General features: G+C 68.4%; 15 protein-coding genes. 3 read left to right on the top strand and 12 right to left on the bottom strand.

Features of this window, described 5'->3' with window-relative positions:
• The first annotated feature begins 8 nt into the window (after nt 1-8).
• A complete protein-coding gene (locus LMA02_RS06800) occupies nt 9-2876 on the top strand; it encodes a valine--tRNA ligase (protein WP_228907385.1) in 2868 nt (955 codons plus the stop codon).
• Nucleotides 2877-2963: 87 nt separating this feature from the next.
• The gene (gene galU, locus LMA02_RS06795) at nt 2964-3848 is read left to right on the top strand and encodes a UTP--glucose-1-phosphate uridylyltransferase GalU (RefSeq protein ID WP_166725285.1); all 885 of its coding nucleotides are present in this window, start codon (nt 2964-2966) and stop codon (nt 3846-3848) included.
• Between the two features lie 60 nt (nt 3849-3908).
• On the opposite strand, the gene LMA02_RS06790 is transcribed toward galU, so the two are convergent.
• The 7 genes from LMA02_RS06790 to LMA02_RS06760 all read right to left on the bottom strand — a co-directional run bounded on the left by LMA02_RS06790 (nt 3909) and on the right by LMA02_RS06760 (nt 11263).
• A complete protein-coding gene (locus LMA02_RS06790) occupies nt 3909-4523 on the bottom strand; it encodes a DUF4136 domain-containing protein (protein ID WP_228907384.1) in 615 nt (204 codons plus the stop codon).
• A 37-nt stretch (nt 4524-4560) separates the two neighbouring features.
• Nucleotides 4561-6948 carry a CHASE2 and HATPase_c domain-containing protein gene (locus tag LMA02_RS06785; protein ID WP_228907383.1) on the bottom strand — a complete coding sequence of 796 codons (2388 nt, stop codon included), beginning with the start codon at nt 6946-6948 and terminating at the stop codon, nt 4561-4563.
• 10 nt (nt 6949-6958) lie between these two features.
• Nucleotides 6959-8320, bottom strand: a complete 1362-nt coding sequence (locus LMA02_RS06780; protein WP_228907382.1) for a FecR family protein — start codon at nt 8318-8320, stop codon at nt 6959-6961.
• Nucleotides 8317-9021: a response regulator transcription factor gene (locus LMA02_RS06775; RefSeq protein WP_166725289.1), complete on the bottom strand. Its 705-nt coding sequence runs from the start codon at nt 9019-9021 to the stop codon at nt 8317-8319. Before LMA02_RS06775 ends, LMA02_RS06780 begins: the two co-directional genes overlap by 4 nt.
• A gap of 268 nt (nt 9022-9289) precedes the next feature.
• Nucleotides 9290-9742, bottom strand: a complete 453-nt coding sequence (locus LMA02_RS06770) for a peptidase (RefSeq protein WP_228907381.1) — start codon at nt 9740-9742, stop codon at nt 9290-9292.
• 229 nt (nt 9743-9971) lie between these two features.
• Nucleotides 9972-10199: a sulfurtransferase TusA family protein gene (locus tag LMA02_RS06765; RefSeq protein ID WP_006753156.1), complete on the bottom strand. Its 228-nt coding sequence runs from the start codon at nt 10197-10199 to the stop codon at nt 9972-9974.
• A gap of 128 nt (nt 10200-10327) precedes the next feature.
• On the bottom strand, nt 10328-11263 hold the full coding sequence (locus LMA02_RS06760) for a LysR family transcriptional regulator (RefSeq protein ID WP_006759565.1): 936 nt from the start codon (nt 11261-11263) through the stop codon (nt 10328-10330).
• 110 nt (nt 11264-11373) lie between these two features.
• Here LMA02_RS06760 and LMA02_RS06755 point away from each other — a divergent pair, with 110 nt between their 5' ends.
• Entirely contained in the window at nt 11374-12894 is a 1521-nt protein-coding gene (locus tag LMA02_RS06755; RefSeq protein WP_166725363.1) for a CoA-acylating methylmalonate-semialdehyde dehydrogenase, read from the top strand.
• Nucleotides 12895-12955: 61 nt separating this feature from the next.
• On the opposite strand, the gene LMA02_RS06750 is transcribed toward LMA02_RS06755, so the two are convergent.
• The 5 genes from LMA02_RS06750 to LMA02_RS06730 form a co-directional block, all read right to left on the bottom strand.
• On the bottom strand, nt 12956-13840 hold the full coding sequence (locus LMA02_RS06750) for a MurR/RpiR family transcriptional regulator (protein ID WP_175759410.1): 885 nt from the start codon (nt 13838-13840) through the stop codon (nt 12956-12958).
• A gap of 280 nt (nt 13841-14120) precedes the next feature.
• Complete coding sequence (locus tag LMA02_RS06745) at nt 14121-15293, bottom strand: Gfo/Idh/MocA family protein (protein ID WP_228907380.1); 1173 nt, start codon at nt 15291-15293, stop codon at nt 14121-14123.
• Nucleotides 15294-15348: 55 nt separating this feature from the next.
• A complete protein-coding gene (locus tag LMA02_RS06740) occupies nt 15349-16275 on the bottom strand; it encodes a TIM barrel protein (protein ID WP_228907379.1) in 927 nt (308 codons plus the stop codon).
• A 59-nt stretch (nt 16276-16334) separates the two neighbouring features.
• Nucleotides 16335-17348: a Gfo/Idh/MocA family protein gene (locus LMA02_RS06735; RefSeq protein ID WP_228907378.1), complete on the bottom strand. Its 1014-nt coding sequence runs from the start codon at nt 17346-17348 to the stop codon at nt 16335-16337.
• 63 nt (nt 17349-17411) lie between these two features.
• Nucleotides 17412-18326 carry a sugar phosphate isomerase/epimerase family protein gene (locus tag LMA02_RS06730; RefSeq protein ID WP_165751273.1) on the bottom strand — a complete coding sequence of 305 codons (915 nt, stop codon included), beginning with the start codon at nt 18324-18326 and terminating at the stop codon, nt 17412-17414.
• Nucleotides 18327-18363: the final 37 nt, after the last annotated feature.

Raw genomic sequence — 18363 nt, 5'->3', positions numbered from 1 at the left:
TTCCAACCATGAGCGACAGCACGCTTGCGAAGAGTTTCGAACCCCACACCATCGAGTCCCAATGGGGGCCGGAGTGGGAAAAACGCGGCTATGCCGCCCCGGCCTTCGACCCGGCGCGCCCCGATTTCGCGATCCAGCTGCCGCCGCCGAACGTCACCGGCACGCTGCACATGGGCCACGCGTTCAACCAGACGATCATGGACGGCCTCGCGCGCTACCACCGGATGCTCGGCGAGAACACGCTGTGGGTGCCCGGCACCGACCACGCGGGGATCGCGACCCAGATCGTCGTCGAGCGCCAGCTCGATGCGCAGGGCGTGTCGCGCCATGACCTCGGCCGCGAGAAGTTCGTCGAGCGCGTGTGGGAGTGGAAGCAGCAGTCCGGCTCGACGATCACCGGCCAGGTGCGCCGCCTCGGCGCGTCGACCGACTGGTCGCGTGAATATTTCACGATGGACGACAAGATGTCGGCCGCCGTGCGCGACGTGTTCGTCACGCTCTTCGAACAGGGCCTGATCTACCGCGGCAAGCGCCTCGTCAACTGGGATCCGGTGCTGCTCACCGCGGTGTCGGATCTCGAAGTCGCGAGCGAAGAGGAAAACGGCCACCTGTGGCACATCCGCTACCCGCTCGTCGACGGTTCGGGCTCGCTGACCGTCGCGACGACGCGTCCCGAGACGATGCTCGGCGACGTCGCGCTGATGGTCCACCCGGAAGACGAGCGCTACGCGCACCTGATCGGCAAGCTGGTCACGCTGCCGCTGACGGGCCGCGATATCCCTGTGATCGCCGACGACTACGTCGACCGCGAGTTCGGCACGGGCGTCGTGAAGGTCACGCCCGCGCACGACTTCAACGATTACCAGGTCGGCCTGCGCCACAACCTCGCGCCGATCGAGATCCTGACGCTCGACGCGAAGATCAACGACAACGGCCCCGAGCAGTATCGCGGCCTCGACCGCTTCGACGCGCGCAAGGCGATCGTCGCCGACCTCGACGCGCAAGGTTTCCTCGACTCCGTGAAGCCGCACAAGCTGATGGTGCCGCGCGGCGACCGCACGGGCGTCGTGATCGAGCCGATGCTGACCGACCAGTGGTTCGTCGCGATGACGAAGGCCGCGCCGGAAGGCACGTTCAACCCGGGCAAGTCGATCACCGAAACGTCGCTCGACGTCGTGCGCAACGGCCAGATCAAGTTCGTGCCGGAAAACTGGACGACCACCTACTACCAGTGGCTCGAGAACATCCAGGACTGGTGCATCTCGCGCCAGCTGTGGTGGGGGCACCAGATTCCCGCGTGGTACGGCGAGAACGGCGAGGTGTTCGTCGCGCGCAACGAGGAAGAAGCGCGCGCGCAGGCCGCCGCGAAGGGCTACGCCGGCGCGCTCAAGCGCGACGAGGACGTGCTGGATACGTGGTTCTCGTCGGCGCTCGTGCCGTTCTCGTCACTCGGCTGGCCGAACGAAACGCCTGAACTGCAGCACTTCCTGCCGTCGTCGGTGCTCGTCACGGGCTTCGACATCATCTTCTTCTGGGTCGCCCGGATGGTGATGATGACCACGCACTTCACCGGCAAGGTGCCGTTCCACACCGTGTACGTGCACGGCCTCGTGCGCGACGCGGAAGGCCAGAAGATGTCGAAGAGCAAGGGCAACACGCTCGACCCGATCGACATCGTCGACGGCATCGACCTCGAAACGCTGGTCGCGAAGCGCACGACGGGCCTGATGAACCCGAAGCAGGCCGCCACCATCGAGAAGAAGACGCGCAAGGAATTCCCGGACGGCATCGCCGCGTTCGGCACCGACGCGCTGCGCTTCACGATGGCGTCGATGGCGACGCTCGGCCGCAACGTGAACTTCGATCTCGCGCGCTGCGAAGGCTATCGCAACTTCTGCAACAAGCTGTGGAACGCGACGCGCTTCGTGCTGATGAACTGCGAAGGCCACGACTGCGGCAACGACAAGCCGGAAGTGTGCGGCGCGGGCGACTGCGGCCCCGGCGGCTACCTCGACTTCTCGGCAGCCGACCGCTGGATCGTGTCGCTCCTGCAGCGCACCGAGGCCGACATCGCGAAGGGCTTCGCCGATTACCGTTTCGACAACGTCGCGACCAGCATCTACAAGTTCGTGTGGGACGAGTACTGCGACTGGTACCTCGAACTCGCGAAGGTGCAGATCCAGAACGGCACGCCGGAACAGCAGCGCGCGACGCGCCGCACGCTGCTGCGCGTGCTCGAAACGGTGCTGCGCCTCGCGCACCCGATCATCCCGTTCATCACCGAAGCGCTCTGGCAGAAGGTCGCGCCGCTCGCCGGCCGTTATCCGCAAGGCAAGGCCGAGGGCGAAGCATCGCTGATGACGCAGGCGTATCCGGTCGCGAACCTGCAGAAGATCGACGAGGCGTCCGAGCAATGGGCGGCCGACCTGAAGGCGATCGTCGACGCGTGCCGCAACCTGCGCGGCGAGATGAACCTGTCGCCGGCGACCAAGGTGCCGCTGCTCGCGGCCGGCGACGCCGAGCGCCTGCGCTCGTTCGCGCCGTACGTTCAGGCCCTCGCCCGCCTGTCGGAAGTGCAGATCCTCGCGGACGAAGCGACGCTCGACAAGGAAGCGCACGGCGCGCCGATCGCGATCGTGGGCCCGAACAAGCTGGTACTGAAGGTGGAGATCGACGTCGCGGCCGAGCGCGAGCGCCTGTCGAAGGAAATCGCGCGCCTGACGGGCGAGATCACGAAGTGCAACGCGAAGCTCGGCAACGAGGCATTCGTCGCGAAAGCGCCGCCGGCCGTGGTCGAACAGGAGCAGAAGCGCGTCGCCGAGTTCCAGAGCACGCTGGAAAAACTGCGTGCCCAGCTCGATCGGTTGCCTGCGTAACAAACGGTAAGGTCGTTTGCGTTCACTATAATCGGAACGTGAACATAGACCGTCTGACAAGTCGATTACAGGAATAAAGGTTCGATCATGTTGAAAGTCACCAAGGCGGTATTCCCCGTTGCCGGTCTCGGCACGCGGTTCCTCCCTGCAACGAAGGCGAGCCCGAAGGAAATGCTGCCGGTCGTCGACAAGCCGCTGATCCAGTACGCGGTCGAGGAAGCGATCGCCGCGGGCATCACCGAGATGATCTTCGTGACCGGGCGCAGCAAGCGCGCGATCGAGGACCACTTCGACAAGTCGTACGAGGTCGAGGCCGAACTCGAGGCGCGCGGCAAGGAAAAGCTGCTCGAGCTCGTGCGCAGCATCAAGCCGAGCCACGTCGACTGCTTCTACGTGCGCCAGCCGGAAGCGCTCGGCCTCGGTCACGCGGTGCTGTGCGCGGAAAAGCTCGTGGCTGACAACCCGTTCGCGGTGATCCTCGCCGACGACCTGCTCGACGGCAACCCGCCCGTGATGAAGCAGATGGTCGACGTGTTCGACCACTATCACAGCTCGGTGATCGGCGTGGAAGAGATTCCCCCGTCGGAGACGAAGTCGTACGGGATCATCGATGGCAAGGAGTGGGAAGAGTCGATCGTCAAGATGTCGGCGATCGTCGAAAAGCCCGCGCCGGAAGTCGCGCCGTCGAACCTCGGCGTGGTCGGCCGCTACATCCTGAAGCCGCGGATCTTCGAACACCTGCGCGCGCTGAAGCCGGGCGCGGGCGGCGAGCTGCAGCTCACCGACGCGATCCAGGCGCTGCTCGCCGACGAACAGGTGCTGGCCTACAAGTACCAGGGCACGCGCTACGACTGCGGCAGCAAGCTCGGCTACCTGAAGGCGACGGTCGAATTCGCGCTGCGCCACCCGGAAGTCGGCACCGAGTTCGACGCGTACCTGCGCACGCGCGGCAACGGGCAACCGGCCGCCTGAACGCGGCACGGGCCGGCCTCGCCTACCCGGCGGGCCCGCCCTCACCTCACGGCCGGCGCGTCAGCGCGTCGCGGCCGGCTTCACCGAGACGACGCCCGGCATTGCGCCCGCGTCGTCTTTTTTCGTCTTCACGAGCCAGCCGTCACCCTGCTCGAACGGCAGCTTCGCGAGCGCGCTCCGCACGAGCGTCGGCGCAGCCTGCTGCGTGCCCGCATCGCGATCGCGCAGCGACGCCGACACGCGATAGACGTCGGCGCCCGAGGTCGCGTCCACGAAACGCAGCGTCAGCACGTGGCGGTACACCTTGCCCGCGAACGGCAGCGCGAACGGCGCCGGCCCGTCGACGGTCACGCACGCGCTGCTCGCCGCGCCGCACTGGTCGGCCGTCGCCGCGACCGACGCCGGCTGCGTCGCATACGCGATCGACAGCCGGTAGCGCGCATCCTTCGCCGCTTGCGCGTCGAAGCCGCGATGCGCGAGCTCGTCGCGCACGAGCGTCTCGATCCGCTGATATTCGACATCGTCGGCCTGAGCGGCCGTGCGGACGACATCGTAGCCGTGCGCACCGGACGCGAACGCATTCGGCTGTCCGAGCGCGCTCACGCCGGTCGTGACGCCGGCGCAACCCGTCAACAGCGACGCCGCCAATGCGGTCGCTGCCCATTCCTTTCTCATGACTTCCCCCAAATGCCTGCCGTCGTGCCCGGCCCTGTCAGGCGGACGGCTCGTCGATCGCGGGCAGCGACACCGTCACCGCGGTGCCGACACCCACTTCGCTGTCGACCGTCACGCTGCCGCCGTGGCGCGTGACGACCGTCTTCACGAATGCCATGCCGAGCCCGGAACCCGAGATTTCGGGCCGCTCGCCGGCATGGAACCGCTTGAAACGCTCGAACAGATGCCGCTGATCTTCCGGCGCGATGCCGTACCCCTGATCGCGAATCGTACAGAACATCCGCCTCGATGCGTGCTCGATCGTCAGCGTACACGTGATCACCGTGTCGGACGGACTGTATTTGACCGCGTTGTTCAGCACGTTGACGAACGCGCGCGTGATCAGCGAGCGGTCGGCGCGCGTCCAGCCCATGTCGGTGCCGACATCGGTATCGATGCGGATGCGCTTCGCCTGCGCCTGCGGCCAGACTTCGTCGCTCGCGTCGATCAGCACGTCGACGAGGCTGGTTGGTTCGAGCTGGTACGCCTGCGACTCCGCGCGCGCCAGTTGCACGAACTCGTCGGCGAGCGACAGCGCGCGATGCGCATACCGCTCGATCCGCGCGAGCAGCGTGCGCGTCGCGTCGGTCTCGACGCGTTCGCGCTCGATCTCGACGAGCGCGAGGATCGACGACTGCGGCGAGCGCATGTCGTGCGACAGCAGGTGCAGCGCCTCCTCGCGCTGCCGCTCGGCCGCATGCAGCTCGGTCACGTCGACGAGGCCGGCGATCCAGCCCGTCACGCGGCCCTGCGCGTTCGTACATGCCGCGTAGCGTAACAGATGGTCGAGCCCGTCGCGGTCGCGCACCTCGATGCCGCGCGCCATCGCGTCGTGTTCGGCCTCGAGCGTCGGGTCGAGCGCGGCCGGCCAGTGTTCGCGGATCGTGACGTCGTGTTCGACGTTGCCGTCGACGGTCTTCATGAAGGTCAGCTCGCCGAGCGCGGCGCGCAGCGGCCGCCCTTCCGGCAACGGCAGCGCGAGCCGCGACCCGTAGCGCTTCGCCGCATGGTTCGCGATCAGCACGGTGCCGGCCAGATCGGTGACGAAGATCGGCTCCGGCATGCTGTCGAGGCTGTCCCACACGAAGCGCTTCATGTCCTGCACGCGCTGCGCGGCCTGCGCCATCAGCGCCATCTGACGTTCGAGCACGTCGCCGCCGACGCTGCGCGTGCGCGGCGCCTCGGGCAGCAGGTGCGGCTCGTCGGCCAGCCGCTGCAGTTCGCGACGCAGGTACGACATCGTCATTTCCAGGCGCCGCCAGTTCCAGATCGGGTACACGGCGATCAGCCCGAAGATCGCGGGCGCGGGCGACAGCCACACGCGCGCCTCGAACAACAGCGCCAGGCTCGCGACGACGGCGGCCGCGGCCAGGCTCAGCGTCAACAGCAGGCCGCGCCACGGCGACAGCATCAGGAAACCGGCCAGCAGCACCGCGAGCGGCAGCAGCGACGCGGCGAACAGCCCCGCGCGCGACACGGGCAGGATGGCGCTGCCGGTCGTCAGCATGTCGAGCACGTTCGCATGGATGTACACGCCGGCGAGCGGGCCGAACTCGCCCGACACCGGTGTCGCGAAGCGGTCGTAGAGGCCCGAAGCGGTCACGCCGACGACGACGATCTTGCCGCGCAGCGCGTCGGGTTTCACGCGCCCTTCGAGCACGTCGTCGAACGACAGCGTCGGATACGCGGGTGTGTTGCGGCTGAACGGGATCAGGTAGCGGCCCTCGCCTGTCGCGTCGCGCGACAGGTCGTGCGCAGTCGCGCCGGGCGCCCCGCCGACCGGATGCAGCCGGCCGGCCTCGATCGCGCGGTAGACGGGCACCATCAGTTGCGGCCAGCGCACGCGTCCGTCGCTTTCGAACAGCGCGACGCTGCGCACGATGCCGTCGGGATCGACTTCGAGATTGATGTGGCCGAGCCCCGTCGCGCGGGCCGCAAGCTCGGCCACCGGCGGATCGACGATGCGCGTGCCGTCCGCCTGCTCGGGGCTCAGCAGCACGGCCAGGAAGGTCGGCACATGGGCCATCGCGTCCGCGAACGCGCGATCCTCGGGCGACTGCTCGGTAAACAGCACGTCGTAGACGACGGCGGCCGGCTGCGCACGCGCCAGCGTGTCGAGCAGGCGCGCATGCACGCTGCGCGGCCACGGCCAGCGGCCGAGTGCGGACACGCTCTGGTTGTCGATGTCGACGACGACGATGTCGGGCGACAGCGGCAGGCTGCGCAGCATCAGCAGCCGGTCGTAGATAAGCCCGTCGACGCTCGACGACAGCCGGCCGAGCGCGCACGCGAGAATCACCGCGATCCCGAGGCAGCCGATCGCGATCCACTCGATCAGGAAGCGGCGGCCGAGGCGCCGCCGCGGAGAAACGGAGTCGGTTTTCATGTGCCGCGGATCAGCGCGACAACGTGAACGCGCTGACCGGACTCGTCTTCTGGTAGAACTTGCCGCCTTCGAACTCCTCGACCGTCACGGCCCAGTAGTAGTCGCCGGGCGGCAGGTGCGCGACGGTGATCTTGCGCGCCTGCAGGCCGACCTGGTCGACGACCGGCGCGCTCAGGTCCTTCGAGCGCGACAGCACGAACCGGTAGCGCGCATCCTTGCCCGAGCCGTTCGGCGACCAGCGGAACTCGTAGCCGCCGGCGCCGGGCGACGCGCTCGCGTCGAGCCCCATCTGGCGTCGCTCGAACGCATAGGTGCGCGGCATGCCTTCGAGGCCGTTGGTGTCGATCGCGGCGACCCGCACGAAATACGTGCCGTTGGGCACGTCGCGAAACACCGCACTCGGCGTATCGGTGCGCGTTTCGCGGAACAGGTCGAGCATTCCCGCGTCGTGCGCGAGTTGCAGGCGGTAGGCGTGCGCATCGGCGAGCGGCGCGATGTCGAACGCGACGTCGGGCTCGTCCTGCACCTTGTCCGGATGCGCGAGCGCCGGTGCGGGCAGCAGCTGGACGGGCGCGCCGATCGCGCCGGACGACGTCGCGACGCTGCCGAAGTTCGCATGCACGAGCGTCGGGTCGGCCGGTTGCCGCTTGCCCGCGACGCCGACGGTGCCGTCGAGCACTTCGACGCGCGTCGCCGCGTTGCCGGCGGCGTCGTAGTTCACGCGAAACCGCGTGCCGCGCACGCCGGCCACGACCGACGGCGAGCGGATCTGGAAGCGATCGTCGCGTTTCTTCAAATGCGTGACTTCGCTGTCGACCGAGCCGCGCGTGAGCTCGAACTCGCGGTCGAGCGTGCCGGTCAGCACGGTGCGGCGCAGCGTCTTCAGGTCGAGCTGGCTGTCGGGCGGCAGGCTCATGTGCGTGCCGTCGGCGAGCTCGATCGTCACGAAACCGTTCGCGCCGGTGCGCACGCGGTCGCCCTCGTTGAGCGTCGCATCGTTGGCGAGCGGCGCGTAGGCGTCGCCGGACGCGCGCTCGGCCGCACCCTGCACCGCGACCACGCGCGCGGACAGCTTTTCCTTGCGCAGCCGCGCGACCGGCAGCTTCAGCGCGATGCCGGGCTGCAGGTGCTTCGGGGCGGGCACGCCGTTGATCTGTTGCAGCAGCTGCCAGTCGTCCGGGCCCTGCAGGTAGCGCGCGGCGACGTCGTACAGCGTGTCGCCGGCTTGCGTGCGGTAGACGACCATCTTGCCCGCGGCAGCCGGCGGCCGCGCGGCGGCCTGCTGTGCCGCAAACGCAAGCGCGACCGCGCACGCCGCACGCAGGGCCGCCGCGCGCAGGCTCGGCGTGCGCTGCATGATTCGCGCGGTCACTCCGGCTCTCCCTGGCCGACCCGCTCGAGCCGGTAGCCGTAGCCGTAGATCGGCGCGAGGCGATAGCCGTTTTCCGGCCGCAGGCCGAGCTTCGTACGCAGCATCGAGATGTGCGTGTCCATCGTGCGCGACGGAATGTCGGTCGCCTGCTTCCACACGAGATCGAGAATGTGCGCGCGCGACAGCGGCCGGTCGAGATGCTGGAACAGCAGCAGCGCGAGCTCGAATTCCTTCTGCGTGAGGCTCACGGCCTTGTCGCCGACATAGGCCTGCTTCAGGTTCACGTCGAAGCGGAACTGGTCGAACTCGCGAACGGTCGCCTCCGCGTTGACCGGATACGCGCGGCGCAGCAGCGAGCCGATGCGCGCGCGCAGGATCGGGCCCGACACGGGCTTGACCACGTAATCGTCGGCGCCGGCGTTGAGGATCTGCGTGATCCCCGCCTCGTCGTCGCGGCTCGTCATGAAGATGATCGGCAGGCTGTGCTCCGCCTGATTCGCACGCACCCACTTGAGCACTTCCTCGCCGGACATGTCGGGCACGTTCCAGTCGAGCACGAGCAGATCGAACGTCTCGCGCTGCAGACGCTTCTTCAGGGCCTTGCCTTCCTTGAACGCATAGCACGTGTGGCCGGCGGCCGTCAGCGTTTGACTGACGAAATCCGTCTGGGCCGGATCGTCATCCAGTACAGCAATTCTCATAGCACCCCGCAAATCGAAATCGATTCGTCCAGTTCAGCTTCCCGCGCTCACCCCGCCGCGCCGCACACGGGCGCGGCTTCCGACACCGGCCGGCGAGCCGTCGTTTGCCGCGCGCGCACCCTGCGCGACACGGCGCCCCGGCAAAATATCTCAAAAACAGGGCACGGACGAACCGGCGATTTCATCATAGTAGTATGAAATTCGCCAAGAAATTGCGCGGACTACGGTCCTTTATTCGAATAATCCTTCCCGTCACGCGATCGCGCGCCTAGTCGGCGCCCGCCAGGCCGGCCATCGGCTCGGCAAAATCGTCGGTCGGCACGCGCCGCCGCCGCGCGAGCGACGGCTGCTCCGGCTGCCGCAGCATGGGCTGCCCCAGCATCCGCTCCAGCTGGCCGCGCACGCGCTCCCACGCCGGCGCCACATAGTCGGGCTGGCTCGCCGCCCACGCCTGCGCGAGATCGAACACGCGCTCGACCGTCGCACCGCAATACGTGAAGCCCGCGCCGCCGTCCTGCGCGGCGTCGCGCAGCCGTTCGTCGAGCGATTCGGCCAGCCACGGCATCTCGGCCGCCGCCGAATCGGCATAGGCCTCCAGCGCGGCACGCGCGTGGCGATCCTGTTGCGGGTCGAGCTCGATCCGGCTCAACCCCGCCGCGCGTGCGGGCGCGATGCGTTCCGCTGCGGACGGACTTCGAATGGTCCCTGGTCTGAAGGACATGTCCTCTCCCCGTTTGTACGACGGTAGCGTCAGGCATGGCCCCCGTGCCCGCCTCGTATGACGTACCGTGGCCGGCGCATCCATCCGAGACGGACGACCGGCCGGGTCAGTATACGCAGCCGGTCATGCGACGAGGTTTAAGAATTGTCAGAGCATCGGAGGCGCGGCCGGCCCGCAACGGGCGCTGCCCGCCCGGCCGGGTGCCGCGAGAGGCGCGTGATGCGGGCCGTCAGCGGCGGCGCATCAGGAATACGAAGGTCTTGTCCTGGGTCGTCACTTCGACGATCTCGTTGCCCGTCTGCTTCGCGAACGCGGCGAAATCGCGCTGCGAGCCCGGATCGGTCGCGAGCACCTTGAGGATCTGCCCGCTCTCCATATCGGCGAGCGCTTTCTTGGCGCGCAGGATCGGCAACGGGCAATTAAGCCCGCGCGCGTCCACTTCCTTGTGAATCTGCATCGGCTGTCGACCTTCGAATGACGCGCCACACGGGCGCGGGAGGAAGCGGCGATTTTACCGCAGCGCGGCCGGGCCTGCCCGCGCGGCCCTGGCCCGGCCATGCGGGCAGGCCCGGCCGCGCTCGCCGCTCAGGCGCCCGAAAAACCGCCTGCGAGCCGCTCGCGCAGGTGCCGCACGAGCGCGCGCACCGCGCTCGGCACGACCGGACTGTACGGCCGGATCGCGAAGATATGGTCGCCGAACGCGCCCGACGGCCGCCAGCCGTCGAGCAGCGCGACGAGCCGGCCTGCGTCGAGATCGCGCTGCGCGCTGAAATCCGGCAGCAGCGCAATGCCGAGCCCGCCGAGCGCGGCCTCGCGCATCGCCTCGCTATTGTTGGCCGCGAAGCTACCGCGCACCGGCACGCTCACGCGCTGGCGGCGCCGGCCGTCGGGCTCGAAGCTCCAGGCGGCCGGCTCGTTGTCGCGCAGGTAGCACAGGCAGCTGTGATCGACGAGTTCGCTCGGGTGGCGCGGCGCGCCGCGCGCGTCGAGGTAGTCGCGGCTCGCGACCAGCAGCGAACGCGTGTCGCACAGCTTCCACGCGACGTGGGTCTGCGGCGCGGTCGTTGTATGGCGGATCGCGAGATCGAAGCCCTCCTGCGTCAGCGAATGCAGCCGGTCGGACAGGTCGAGCTCGATGTGCACGCCCGGATGCTGCCGCAGGAAATCGGGCAGGTGCGGCACCACCTGCTGGCGCCCGAGCGCGACGGGCGCCGTCACGCGCAGCAGCCCGCGCGGTTCGCCGGCCAGATCCTTCACGCGCGCGAAATGCTGGCCGATCGACTCGAACGCGTCGCGCGTGCTGTCGACCAGCGTCTGCCCCGCGTCGGTGAGCCGCACGCTGCGGGTGGTGCGCCGCACGAGCGGCACGCCGGCGGCCTTCTCGAGATCGGCGATGCGCTGGCTCATCGCGGCCTTGCTGATGCCGAGCCGCTGCGCGGCGGCCGTGAAACTGCCGGCCGCGGCGAGCACCGTCAGCGAATGAATATGCGGCCAGAGCGCCTGGACATTTTGCTGATTCATCCAGTGATTATTCAGAATTCTGAACAGTGAATCAAGCTGCGCGGCCTTCTCCCGCCCCGCCGCTTTGCCTAGACTAGGTTCCGTCCGCCCCCCATCCCCCAGGAGACACGATGAACCCGGTTCCCGCCTATACGTCCGACGCCGACGTCGGCCACTACATCGACGGCGCGCCCGTTGCCGGCCGCAGCGGCCGCTTCCAGGACGTCCTCAACCCGGCGCTGGGCCGCGCGGTGCGCCGCGTCGCGCTCGCCGACGGCGACGAAGTGCAGCGCGCCGTCGCGTCGGCCCATGCCGCGTTCCCGGCTTGGGCCGAGACGCCGCCGATCCGCCGCGCCCGCGTGCTGCACCGCTTCCTGCAACTGATGAACGAGCACCGCGACACGCTCGCGGCGATCATCACGGCCGAGCACGGCAAGGTGTTCTCCGACGCACAGGGCGAAGTCGCGCGCGGCATCGACATCATCGAGTTCGCGTGCGGCGTGCCGCAGTTGCTGAAGGGCGACTTCACCGACCAGGTCAGCACCGGCATCGACAACTGGACGATGCGCCAGCCGCTCGGCGTCGTCGCGGGCATCACGCCGTTCAACTTCCCGTGCATGGTGCCGTGCTGGATGTTCCCGGTCGCGCTCGCGACGGGCAACACGTTCGTGCTGAAGCCGAGCGAGCGCGACCCGTCGGCGGCGTTGTTCATCGCCGACCTGCTCACGCAGGCCGGCCTCCCCGCCGGCGTGTTCAACGTCGTGCAGGGCGACAAGGGCGCGGTCGACGCGCTGCTCGACCATCCGGACGTGCAGGCCGTCAGCTTCGTGGGCTCGACGCCGATCGCGGCCTACGTGCAGCAGCGCGCGGTGCAGTCGGGCAAGCGCGTGCAAGCGCTCGGCGGCGCGAAGAACCACCTCGTCGTGATGCCGGACGCGAATATCGAGCAGGCGGTCGATGCGCTGATCGGCGCCGCGTACGGCTCGGCCGGCGAACGCTGCATGGCGATCAGCATCGCGGTGCTGGTGGGCGACGTGGCCGACCGGATCGTGCCGGCGGTCGCCGAGCGCGCGCGCAAGCTGGTGATCGGCGACGGGATGTCGCCGGAAGTCGAGATGGGCCCGATCGTCACCGGCGAAGCGCTCAAGCGCATCGAAGGCTATATCGAGCAAGGCGTCAGCGAAGGCGCGCAACTGGTGGTCGACGGACGCGGGCTGCGCGTGCCGGGCCGCGAGGAAGGCTTCTTCACCGGCGGCACGCTGTTCGATCACGTGACGCCCGACATGCGCATCTACAAGGAAGAAATCTTCGGGCCGGTGCTCGGCTGCGTGCGCGTGAAGGACTTCGGCGAAGCCGTCGACCTGATCAACGCGCACGAGTTCGGCAACGGCGTCGCCTGCTTCACGAGCGACGGCGGCATCGCCCGCGAATTCGCACGGCGCATCCAGGTCGGCATGGTCGGCATCAACGTGCCGATTCCGGTGCCGATGGCATGGCACGGCTTCGGCGGCTGGAAGAAGAGCCTGTTCGGCGACATGCATGCGTACGGCGAGGAAGGCGTGCGCTTCTACACGCGCCAGAAGTCGGTGATGCAGCGCTGGTCGTCGAGCATCGGCAAGGGCGCCGAGTTCGCGATGCCGACCGCGAAGTAAGCGGACGGGTGCGCCGCCCGCCGGGGAATCCCGCGGGCGGCGGGCAAGCACATGGCCGGTGTCAGCCGGCCTTCGTGCCGTGCGCGCCGTCGGCGGTCGGCAGGTACGACAGCTCGAGGCGGTACGCGAGCGCGACGAACAGGCTCTGCGCGAGGCCCATCGTCGCGGTCAGCGCGCGGAACCCGAACGTCGCGCTGTCCTGCACCATCAGCGTCACCTCGGCCTCCCGCGCGAGCGGGCTCATCCGGCTGTCGGTGATCGCGATCAGGCGCGCGCCGCGCTGCACGGCCTGCTGCGCGACCTGCACCGTCTCTTCCGCATACGGCATGAACGAGATCACGATCATCACGTCGCCCTCGCGCACCGAGCGGATCTGACCGAGATGCATGCTGCCGAGCGCGCTGAACAGGCCGATGCGCTTGTCGGTGTGCTGCAGCGCATAGTCGAGATACACGGCGATCGGAAACGCGCGGCGCGAGCCGGCGATCCAGATTGCCTGCGTGTCGGCGAGCAGGTCGACGGCCTGCGCGAGCGCCTGCGGATCGAGCGTCTGCCGCAGCTGCTGCATCCCGGCGATGCTGCCCTTGATGAATTCGTCGGCGATCTGCTCGGGCTGCAGGCTCGACGAGCCCGATTCGATCACGTCGCGCAATCGCAGGTTGTACGCGCGGCCCGGCGCGATCTGCTGGGCCAGGCCCTCGCGGAACAGCCGCTGCATCTCGGAGAAGCCGGAGAAGCCGAAATGCTTCGCGAACCGCACGACGGCCGACGGCTGGACGCCGCAGGCCTCCGCGAGCGACTGGATGCCCTCCAGGCCAAGCTGATCGCGATGCGTTTCCACGTGACGCGCGATCACCTTCAGGCGATTGCTGAGGCCGTCGTACTCCTGCGTCAGATGCTGCAGGAACTCCTCGACGGTGGCGGGAGGTTTCTCGGATGAACTCATCGGATAGCGCGAAGTTGACGGCCCCGATGCGCGCGCGGCTTGCGGGCGCGGCCCGGGACTCCCCTGAATACATGCATGAAGGGCGAATTTAATCACGTTTGCGGCACGGCCCGTGCCGCATGCTCGCTCCCACGCGCTCGATCATCACCTGCACACGCTCCACGGCGATACTGGAACCGTACCGGGACCCATTTTCCAATGCGCTCGCCGCGTCGTAAAGATCAGGGCCTCTACCGACGCCGGCGGCCGACGGCCGATGCCGCGCATCGGCCGCCATGACTCAACGATAGTCGACCCACACGCCGCCCGCATCGGCGGAGCGCACGCAGTTCTCGACCCAGCGCACGCCTTCGACGCCTGCGTGAACGTCCGGAAAGCGGATGTTCTTCAATGCTTGCGTGTCGCCGCGATCGGCCGCGTCCATCGCGAGCGCGAAACGCGCATACAGGTTCGACCACGCTTCGAACAGCCCTTCCGGATGCCCGGCGCCGATGCGATCCTCGCGCAATGCGTGCGGATGCAGATAGCCCATCCCGCGATCGAGCACCTGCGCGGGCTGCCCCTGGATTTCGTAGCGCAACTGGTTCGGATGCTCGTCCCACCATTCGACGCTCGCCTTCGAGCCGATCACGCGCACCTTCTGCCCGTGCATCGAGCCGGCGTTCACCGCGCTCGACCAGACGTAGCCGATCGCGCCGGTGTCGTATTCCATGATCGTGAACGCGTTGTCCTCGAGCGGCGCGCGGCTCTTCACGAAGCTCTGCCGCGAGCACATCAGCCGGCGGATCTTCAGCTCGGGCGCCATCACCTCCGAGATGTACAGCGGGTGCGTGCCGATGTCGCCGAGCACGTAGCTCGGGCCCGCGAACTTCGGGTCGACGCGCCAGCGCGCGGCCGCGCTGGCGGCCTCGACGCCCTCGCTGTGAAAGCCGTGGGCGAACTGCATCTGCACGATGCGGATCTCGCCGAGATCGCCGCGCGCGATCATCTCGCGCGCCTGCTCGATCATCTGGTGGCCCGAATAGCCATACGCGACGCCGACGATGCGGTTCTTCTCGACCGACAGCCGCTGCAGCGCCTCAGCCTCCGCGGTCGTGAAGCACAGCGGCTTCTCGCAGACCACGTGCAGCCCCGCATTCAGCGCCGCGCGGCAGATCTCGAAGTGCGTGTTGTTCGGCGTCGCGATCGACACCGCGCGGATGCCGTCGGCGCGGCGTGCCTCGGCGTCGAACATCGTCCGGTAGTCGGGATAGCAGCGCCCGGCGTCGACGCCGAGCTTCACGCCGAACTGCCGCCCGCGCTCGGCGTCGATATCGAACGCGCCGGCGACCAGCCGGAAGCTGCCGTCGCGCAACGCGGCCGACCGGTGGCTGTAGCCGATCTGGCTGCCAAGGCCGCCGCCGACCATGCCCCAGGGAATCGAATGTCCGAGCAGAATCTGTCCGTCGATCATGATTGTCGTGTTCCTGTCCGTGTTCAGGTGTTCAAAGGTTCAGGCGGTCGATCGTTCATGCGAATCCGGCCGACGCGAGAAACGCGCGGCTCGCCGCGACGTCGCGCAGGCTCGTGCCGGCGTTGCGCGGATCGCGCTCCTGTTCGATCGTGATGTAGCCGGCATAGCCGATGTCGTCGAGCGCGCGGCGGATCGCGCGGTAGTCGAGCACGCCGTTGCCGATCGGGCACATCACGCCGCGCGCGCAGGCCGCGAAGAACGCGATGTGCTCGCCCATCACCGCGTCGTAGACGGCCGCGTCGATATCCTTGAAATGCACGTAGTCGAGCCGAGCCGCATGGCGGCGCAGCCAGGTCTCGGGATCCATCCCCGAGTAGTACAGGTGGCCGGTGTCGAGACACAGGCCGGCCGTGTCGGCCTCAATGTCGGCGACAACCCGGTCGATCTCGTCCGCGAACTCGATGTAGCCGCCCGCATGCGGATGGATCACCGCGCGCACGCCGAATTCGTCGCGCGCGATGGTCGCGATCCGGCGGATGTGGTCGACCATCCGCGCCCAGCGCTCGGCGCCCAGGCGCGGCGCGCGCGCCGTATGGCCGGCCGCGTAGTCGCGCTCCTCGTGCCCCCAGTCCATCACGACCAGGTACGGCGCCGCATAGCGCTGGCCGTGCTGCGTCGGCAGCTTCGGCAGTCGCGTGATCAGCGCGCAGATCTCGCGCGTCTGGCGCAGCAGGTTCGGCAGGTTCTCCGGCGACACCAGATCGTCGAAGATCGTGCCGGCAGTGATGCTCAGGCGCTGCCGTTCGAGCTCCGCGCTCACCACGTCGAGTTCGAGCGGGATATAGCCGTAGGGCCCGAGCTCGATGCCCGAGTAGCCGGCCTGCGCGGCCTCGGCGAGCACGTGCCGCCACGACGGCAGGTGCGGGTTGTTCACGTCGTCGACGCCCCAGCAGCAGGGCGCGCAGCCAATCTTCATCGTCATGTCGGTCAGTCCGGCAGAAAAGCGGCGCGGTGCCGCGTGTGGGGTGGCGCGGCCGTGGCTCAGCCGCGATAGAACGCCGGGCGTTCGGCCATCGCGATCGGCTCGACCGCCCCGCTCTGCTGCGCGCGCACGCACGCGTCGGCCGCGACCGCCGCCGCGTAGCCGTCCCATGCGGACGGGCCGGTCAGCACCCCCTGCCGCACGCCGTCGACGAATGCCTGCAGTTCGACGTCGTACGACGCGATGAAGCGCTCCTTCCAGTCGGTCATGATCTCGACCGATTGCCGCGCCGCATGCTTGAGCCCGACGGCCGGCGGATCGGGCAGCTTCGCGATGCCGTGCTCGCCGACGACCTCGCACTGGATGTCGTAGCCATACTGGCAGTTGACGAAGATCTCGACGTCGATGCGCACGCCGCTCGCGGTTTCGAGCAGCACGATCTGCGGATCGGCAAGATGCTCGCTCGCGTGGCGCGTCTTCTTCGGGTAGACGACCTGCGCGCTCGTATAGTCCTCGCCGAGCAGCCAGCGCAGCACGTCGAGCTCGTGGATCAGCGTGTCGGTGATCGCCATGTCGGTCGTGTAGCGCTCGCCGACCGACTGGTTGCGGTGCGCGCAATGCAGCATCAGCGGCGCGCCGATCCCGCCGCTGTCGATCACGTGCTTCAGCGCGCGATAGCCTTCGTCGTACGGCCGCATGAAGCCGACCTGCACGAGCCGGCGGCCGTGCGCGACCTCGGCCTCGACGATCCGCATGCAGCCTTGCGCCGTCACCGCGAGCGGCTTCTCGCAGAACACCGGCTTGCCGTGCGCGATCGCGTCGAGCACGAACGCTTCGTGCGTCGGCCCCCACGACGTGACGAGCACGGCCTGCACGTCGGCGGCCGCGATCACTTCGTGGCCATCGCCGTAGATTTCCGCGTCGAGCCCGTATTTCATCACCGCATCGCGCGCCTGCTGCGGATCGATGTCGTTGACGGCCACCACGCGCGCGCCGGACAGCGTGCGCGTCAGCCTGCGGATATGGTCCTGGCCGATCGCGCCGCAGCCGATCACGCCGATTTGCAAGGTCATCCGGATATCTCCAGTCTGTCGTTCATCAATGGCGCGGCCGGCGCCGCGCCGGTCATTCGTGAGTCAGCGCGCCGCCGCGCGATCGAAATGGCGATCGACGTAGCGCTGGATCGTGTCGCGCATGTAGCGTGACGACGCTTCCGCGCGGTCCTCCCACGCGAACACGCACGACGACATCACGCCGTCGAAGCCGGCATCGCCGAGCGCGCGGAAAAACGTGTCCCAGTCGATCTCGCCCTGCCCGATGTCGAGATGCTGGTGCACGCGGATCTGGTTCGAGCCGGGCGGGTTCACGATGTAGCGCAGCTGGCTGCTCTTGCGGTGGTCGAAGGTGTCGGCCACGCGCACGTGCGCGAGGATCGGCGCGGCCTGCGCGATCATCGCGGCCATGTCGTCGCCGTAGTAGAACGTGTGCGGCGCGATGTACGACAGCTTCAGCGACGGCGAGCCAAGGTTCGTGACGATGTCGATCGCCGGCTGCAGCTGCTCGATCCAGTCCTCCGGATGCGGCTCGACCGACAGCACGATGCGTTCGCGCTCGAGGATCGGCAGCAGCTCGTCCATCGAACGGAACCAGGCGGCTTCGCACAGCTCCTTCGGGTTCGCGCCCGGCCGCTCGCCGACCGAGCGCTCCGGCGACGCGCCGCGCCCGAACTCGGACACCATCAGCGCGCATTCCATCTCGATGGCGACCTCGATCGCCTTCTTCCAGCAGCGCACCGCCCATTGCCGCTCGTCCTCGAACGGGCTGGCCCAGCGGTACATCGGCTGCAGCGACGCGAGCCCCACGCCGCTTGCGCGCAACGCGTGCCGGAACGCGGTCATGCGCGCGCGCGTCGCGCGCGGCATCACCCACCAGTCGAGAAAATCGCTGCGCGGCGACAGCTCGATCTGGTCGTAGCCGAGCTCGGCGACCGCATGCGGCAACCGGTCGAGCGGCAGGTGGCGAATCATGTAGGGATCCAGAGCGATCTTCATCTTCTTTCCTAGCGACGTGGGTATCGGTCTCGGCCGC

The sequence above is a fragment of the Burkholderia sp. B21-005 genome (genome assembly GCF_020843965.1).
Lineage (GTDB): Bacteria > Pseudomonadota > Gammaproteobacteria > Burkholderiales > Burkholderiaceae > Burkholderia > Burkholderia ambifaria.
This window is presented reverse-complemented; position numbering and strand designations above follow the sequence as displayed.

Excerpts from the sequence above, each read along its gene's own strand:
- LMA02_RS06800 (WP_228907385.1), top strand. The coding sequence starts at position 9 with ATGAGCGACAGCACGCTTGCGAAGAGTTTCGAACCCCACACCATCGAG.
- galU (WP_166725285.1), top strand. The coding sequence starts at position 2,964 with ATGTTGAAAGTCACCAAGGCGGTATTCCCCGTTGCCGGTCTCGGCACG.
- LMA02_RS06790 (WP_228907384.1), bottom strand. The coding sequence starts at position 4,523 with ATGAGAAAGGAATGGGCAGCGACCGCATTGGCGGCGTCGCTGTTGACG.
- LMA02_RS06785 (WP_228907383.1), bottom strand. The coding sequence starts at position 6,948 with ATGAAAACCGACTCCGTTTCTCCGCGGCGGCGCCTCGGCCGCCGCTTC.
- LMA02_RS06775 (WP_166725289.1), bottom strand. The coding sequence starts at position 9,021 with ATGAGAATTGCTGTACTGGATGACGATCCGGCCCAGACGGATTTCGTC.
- LMA02_RS06770 (WP_228907381.1), bottom strand. The coding sequence starts at position 9,742 with ATGTCCTTCAGACCAGGGACCATTCGAAGTCCGTCCGCAGCGGAACGC.
- LMA02_RS06765 (WP_006753156.1), bottom strand. The coding sequence starts at position 10,199 with ATGCAGATTCACAAGGAAGTGGACGCGCGCGGGCTTAATTGCCCGTTG.
- LMA02_RS06760 (WP_006759565.1), bottom strand. The coding sequence starts at position 11,263 with ATGAATCAGCAAAATGTCCAGGCGCTCTGGCCGCATATTCATTCGCTG.
- LMA02_RS06755 (WP_166725363.1), top strand. The coding sequence starts at position 11,374 with ATGAACCCGGTTCCCGCCTATACGTCCGACGCCGACGTCGGCCACTAC.
- LMA02_RS06750 (WP_175759410.1), bottom strand. The coding sequence starts at position 13,840 with ATGAGTTCATCCGAGAAACCTCCCGCCACCGTCGAGGAGTTCCTGCAG.
- LMA02_RS06745 (WP_228907380.1), bottom strand. The coding sequence starts at position 15,293 with ATGATCGACGGACAGATTCTGCTCGGACATTCGATTCCCTGGGGCATG.
- LMA02_RS06740 (WP_228907379.1), bottom strand. The coding sequence starts at position 16,275 with ATGACGATGAAGATTGGCTGCGCGCCCTGCTGCTGGGGCGTCGACGAC.
- LMA02_RS06735 (WP_228907378.1), bottom strand. The coding sequence starts at position 17,348 with ATGACCTTGCAAATCGGCGTGATCGGCTGCGGCGCGATCGGCCAGGAC.
- LMA02_RS06730 (WP_165751273.1), bottom strand. The coding sequence starts at position 18,326 with ATGAAGATCGCTCTGGATCCCTACATGATTCGCCACCTGCCGCTCGAC.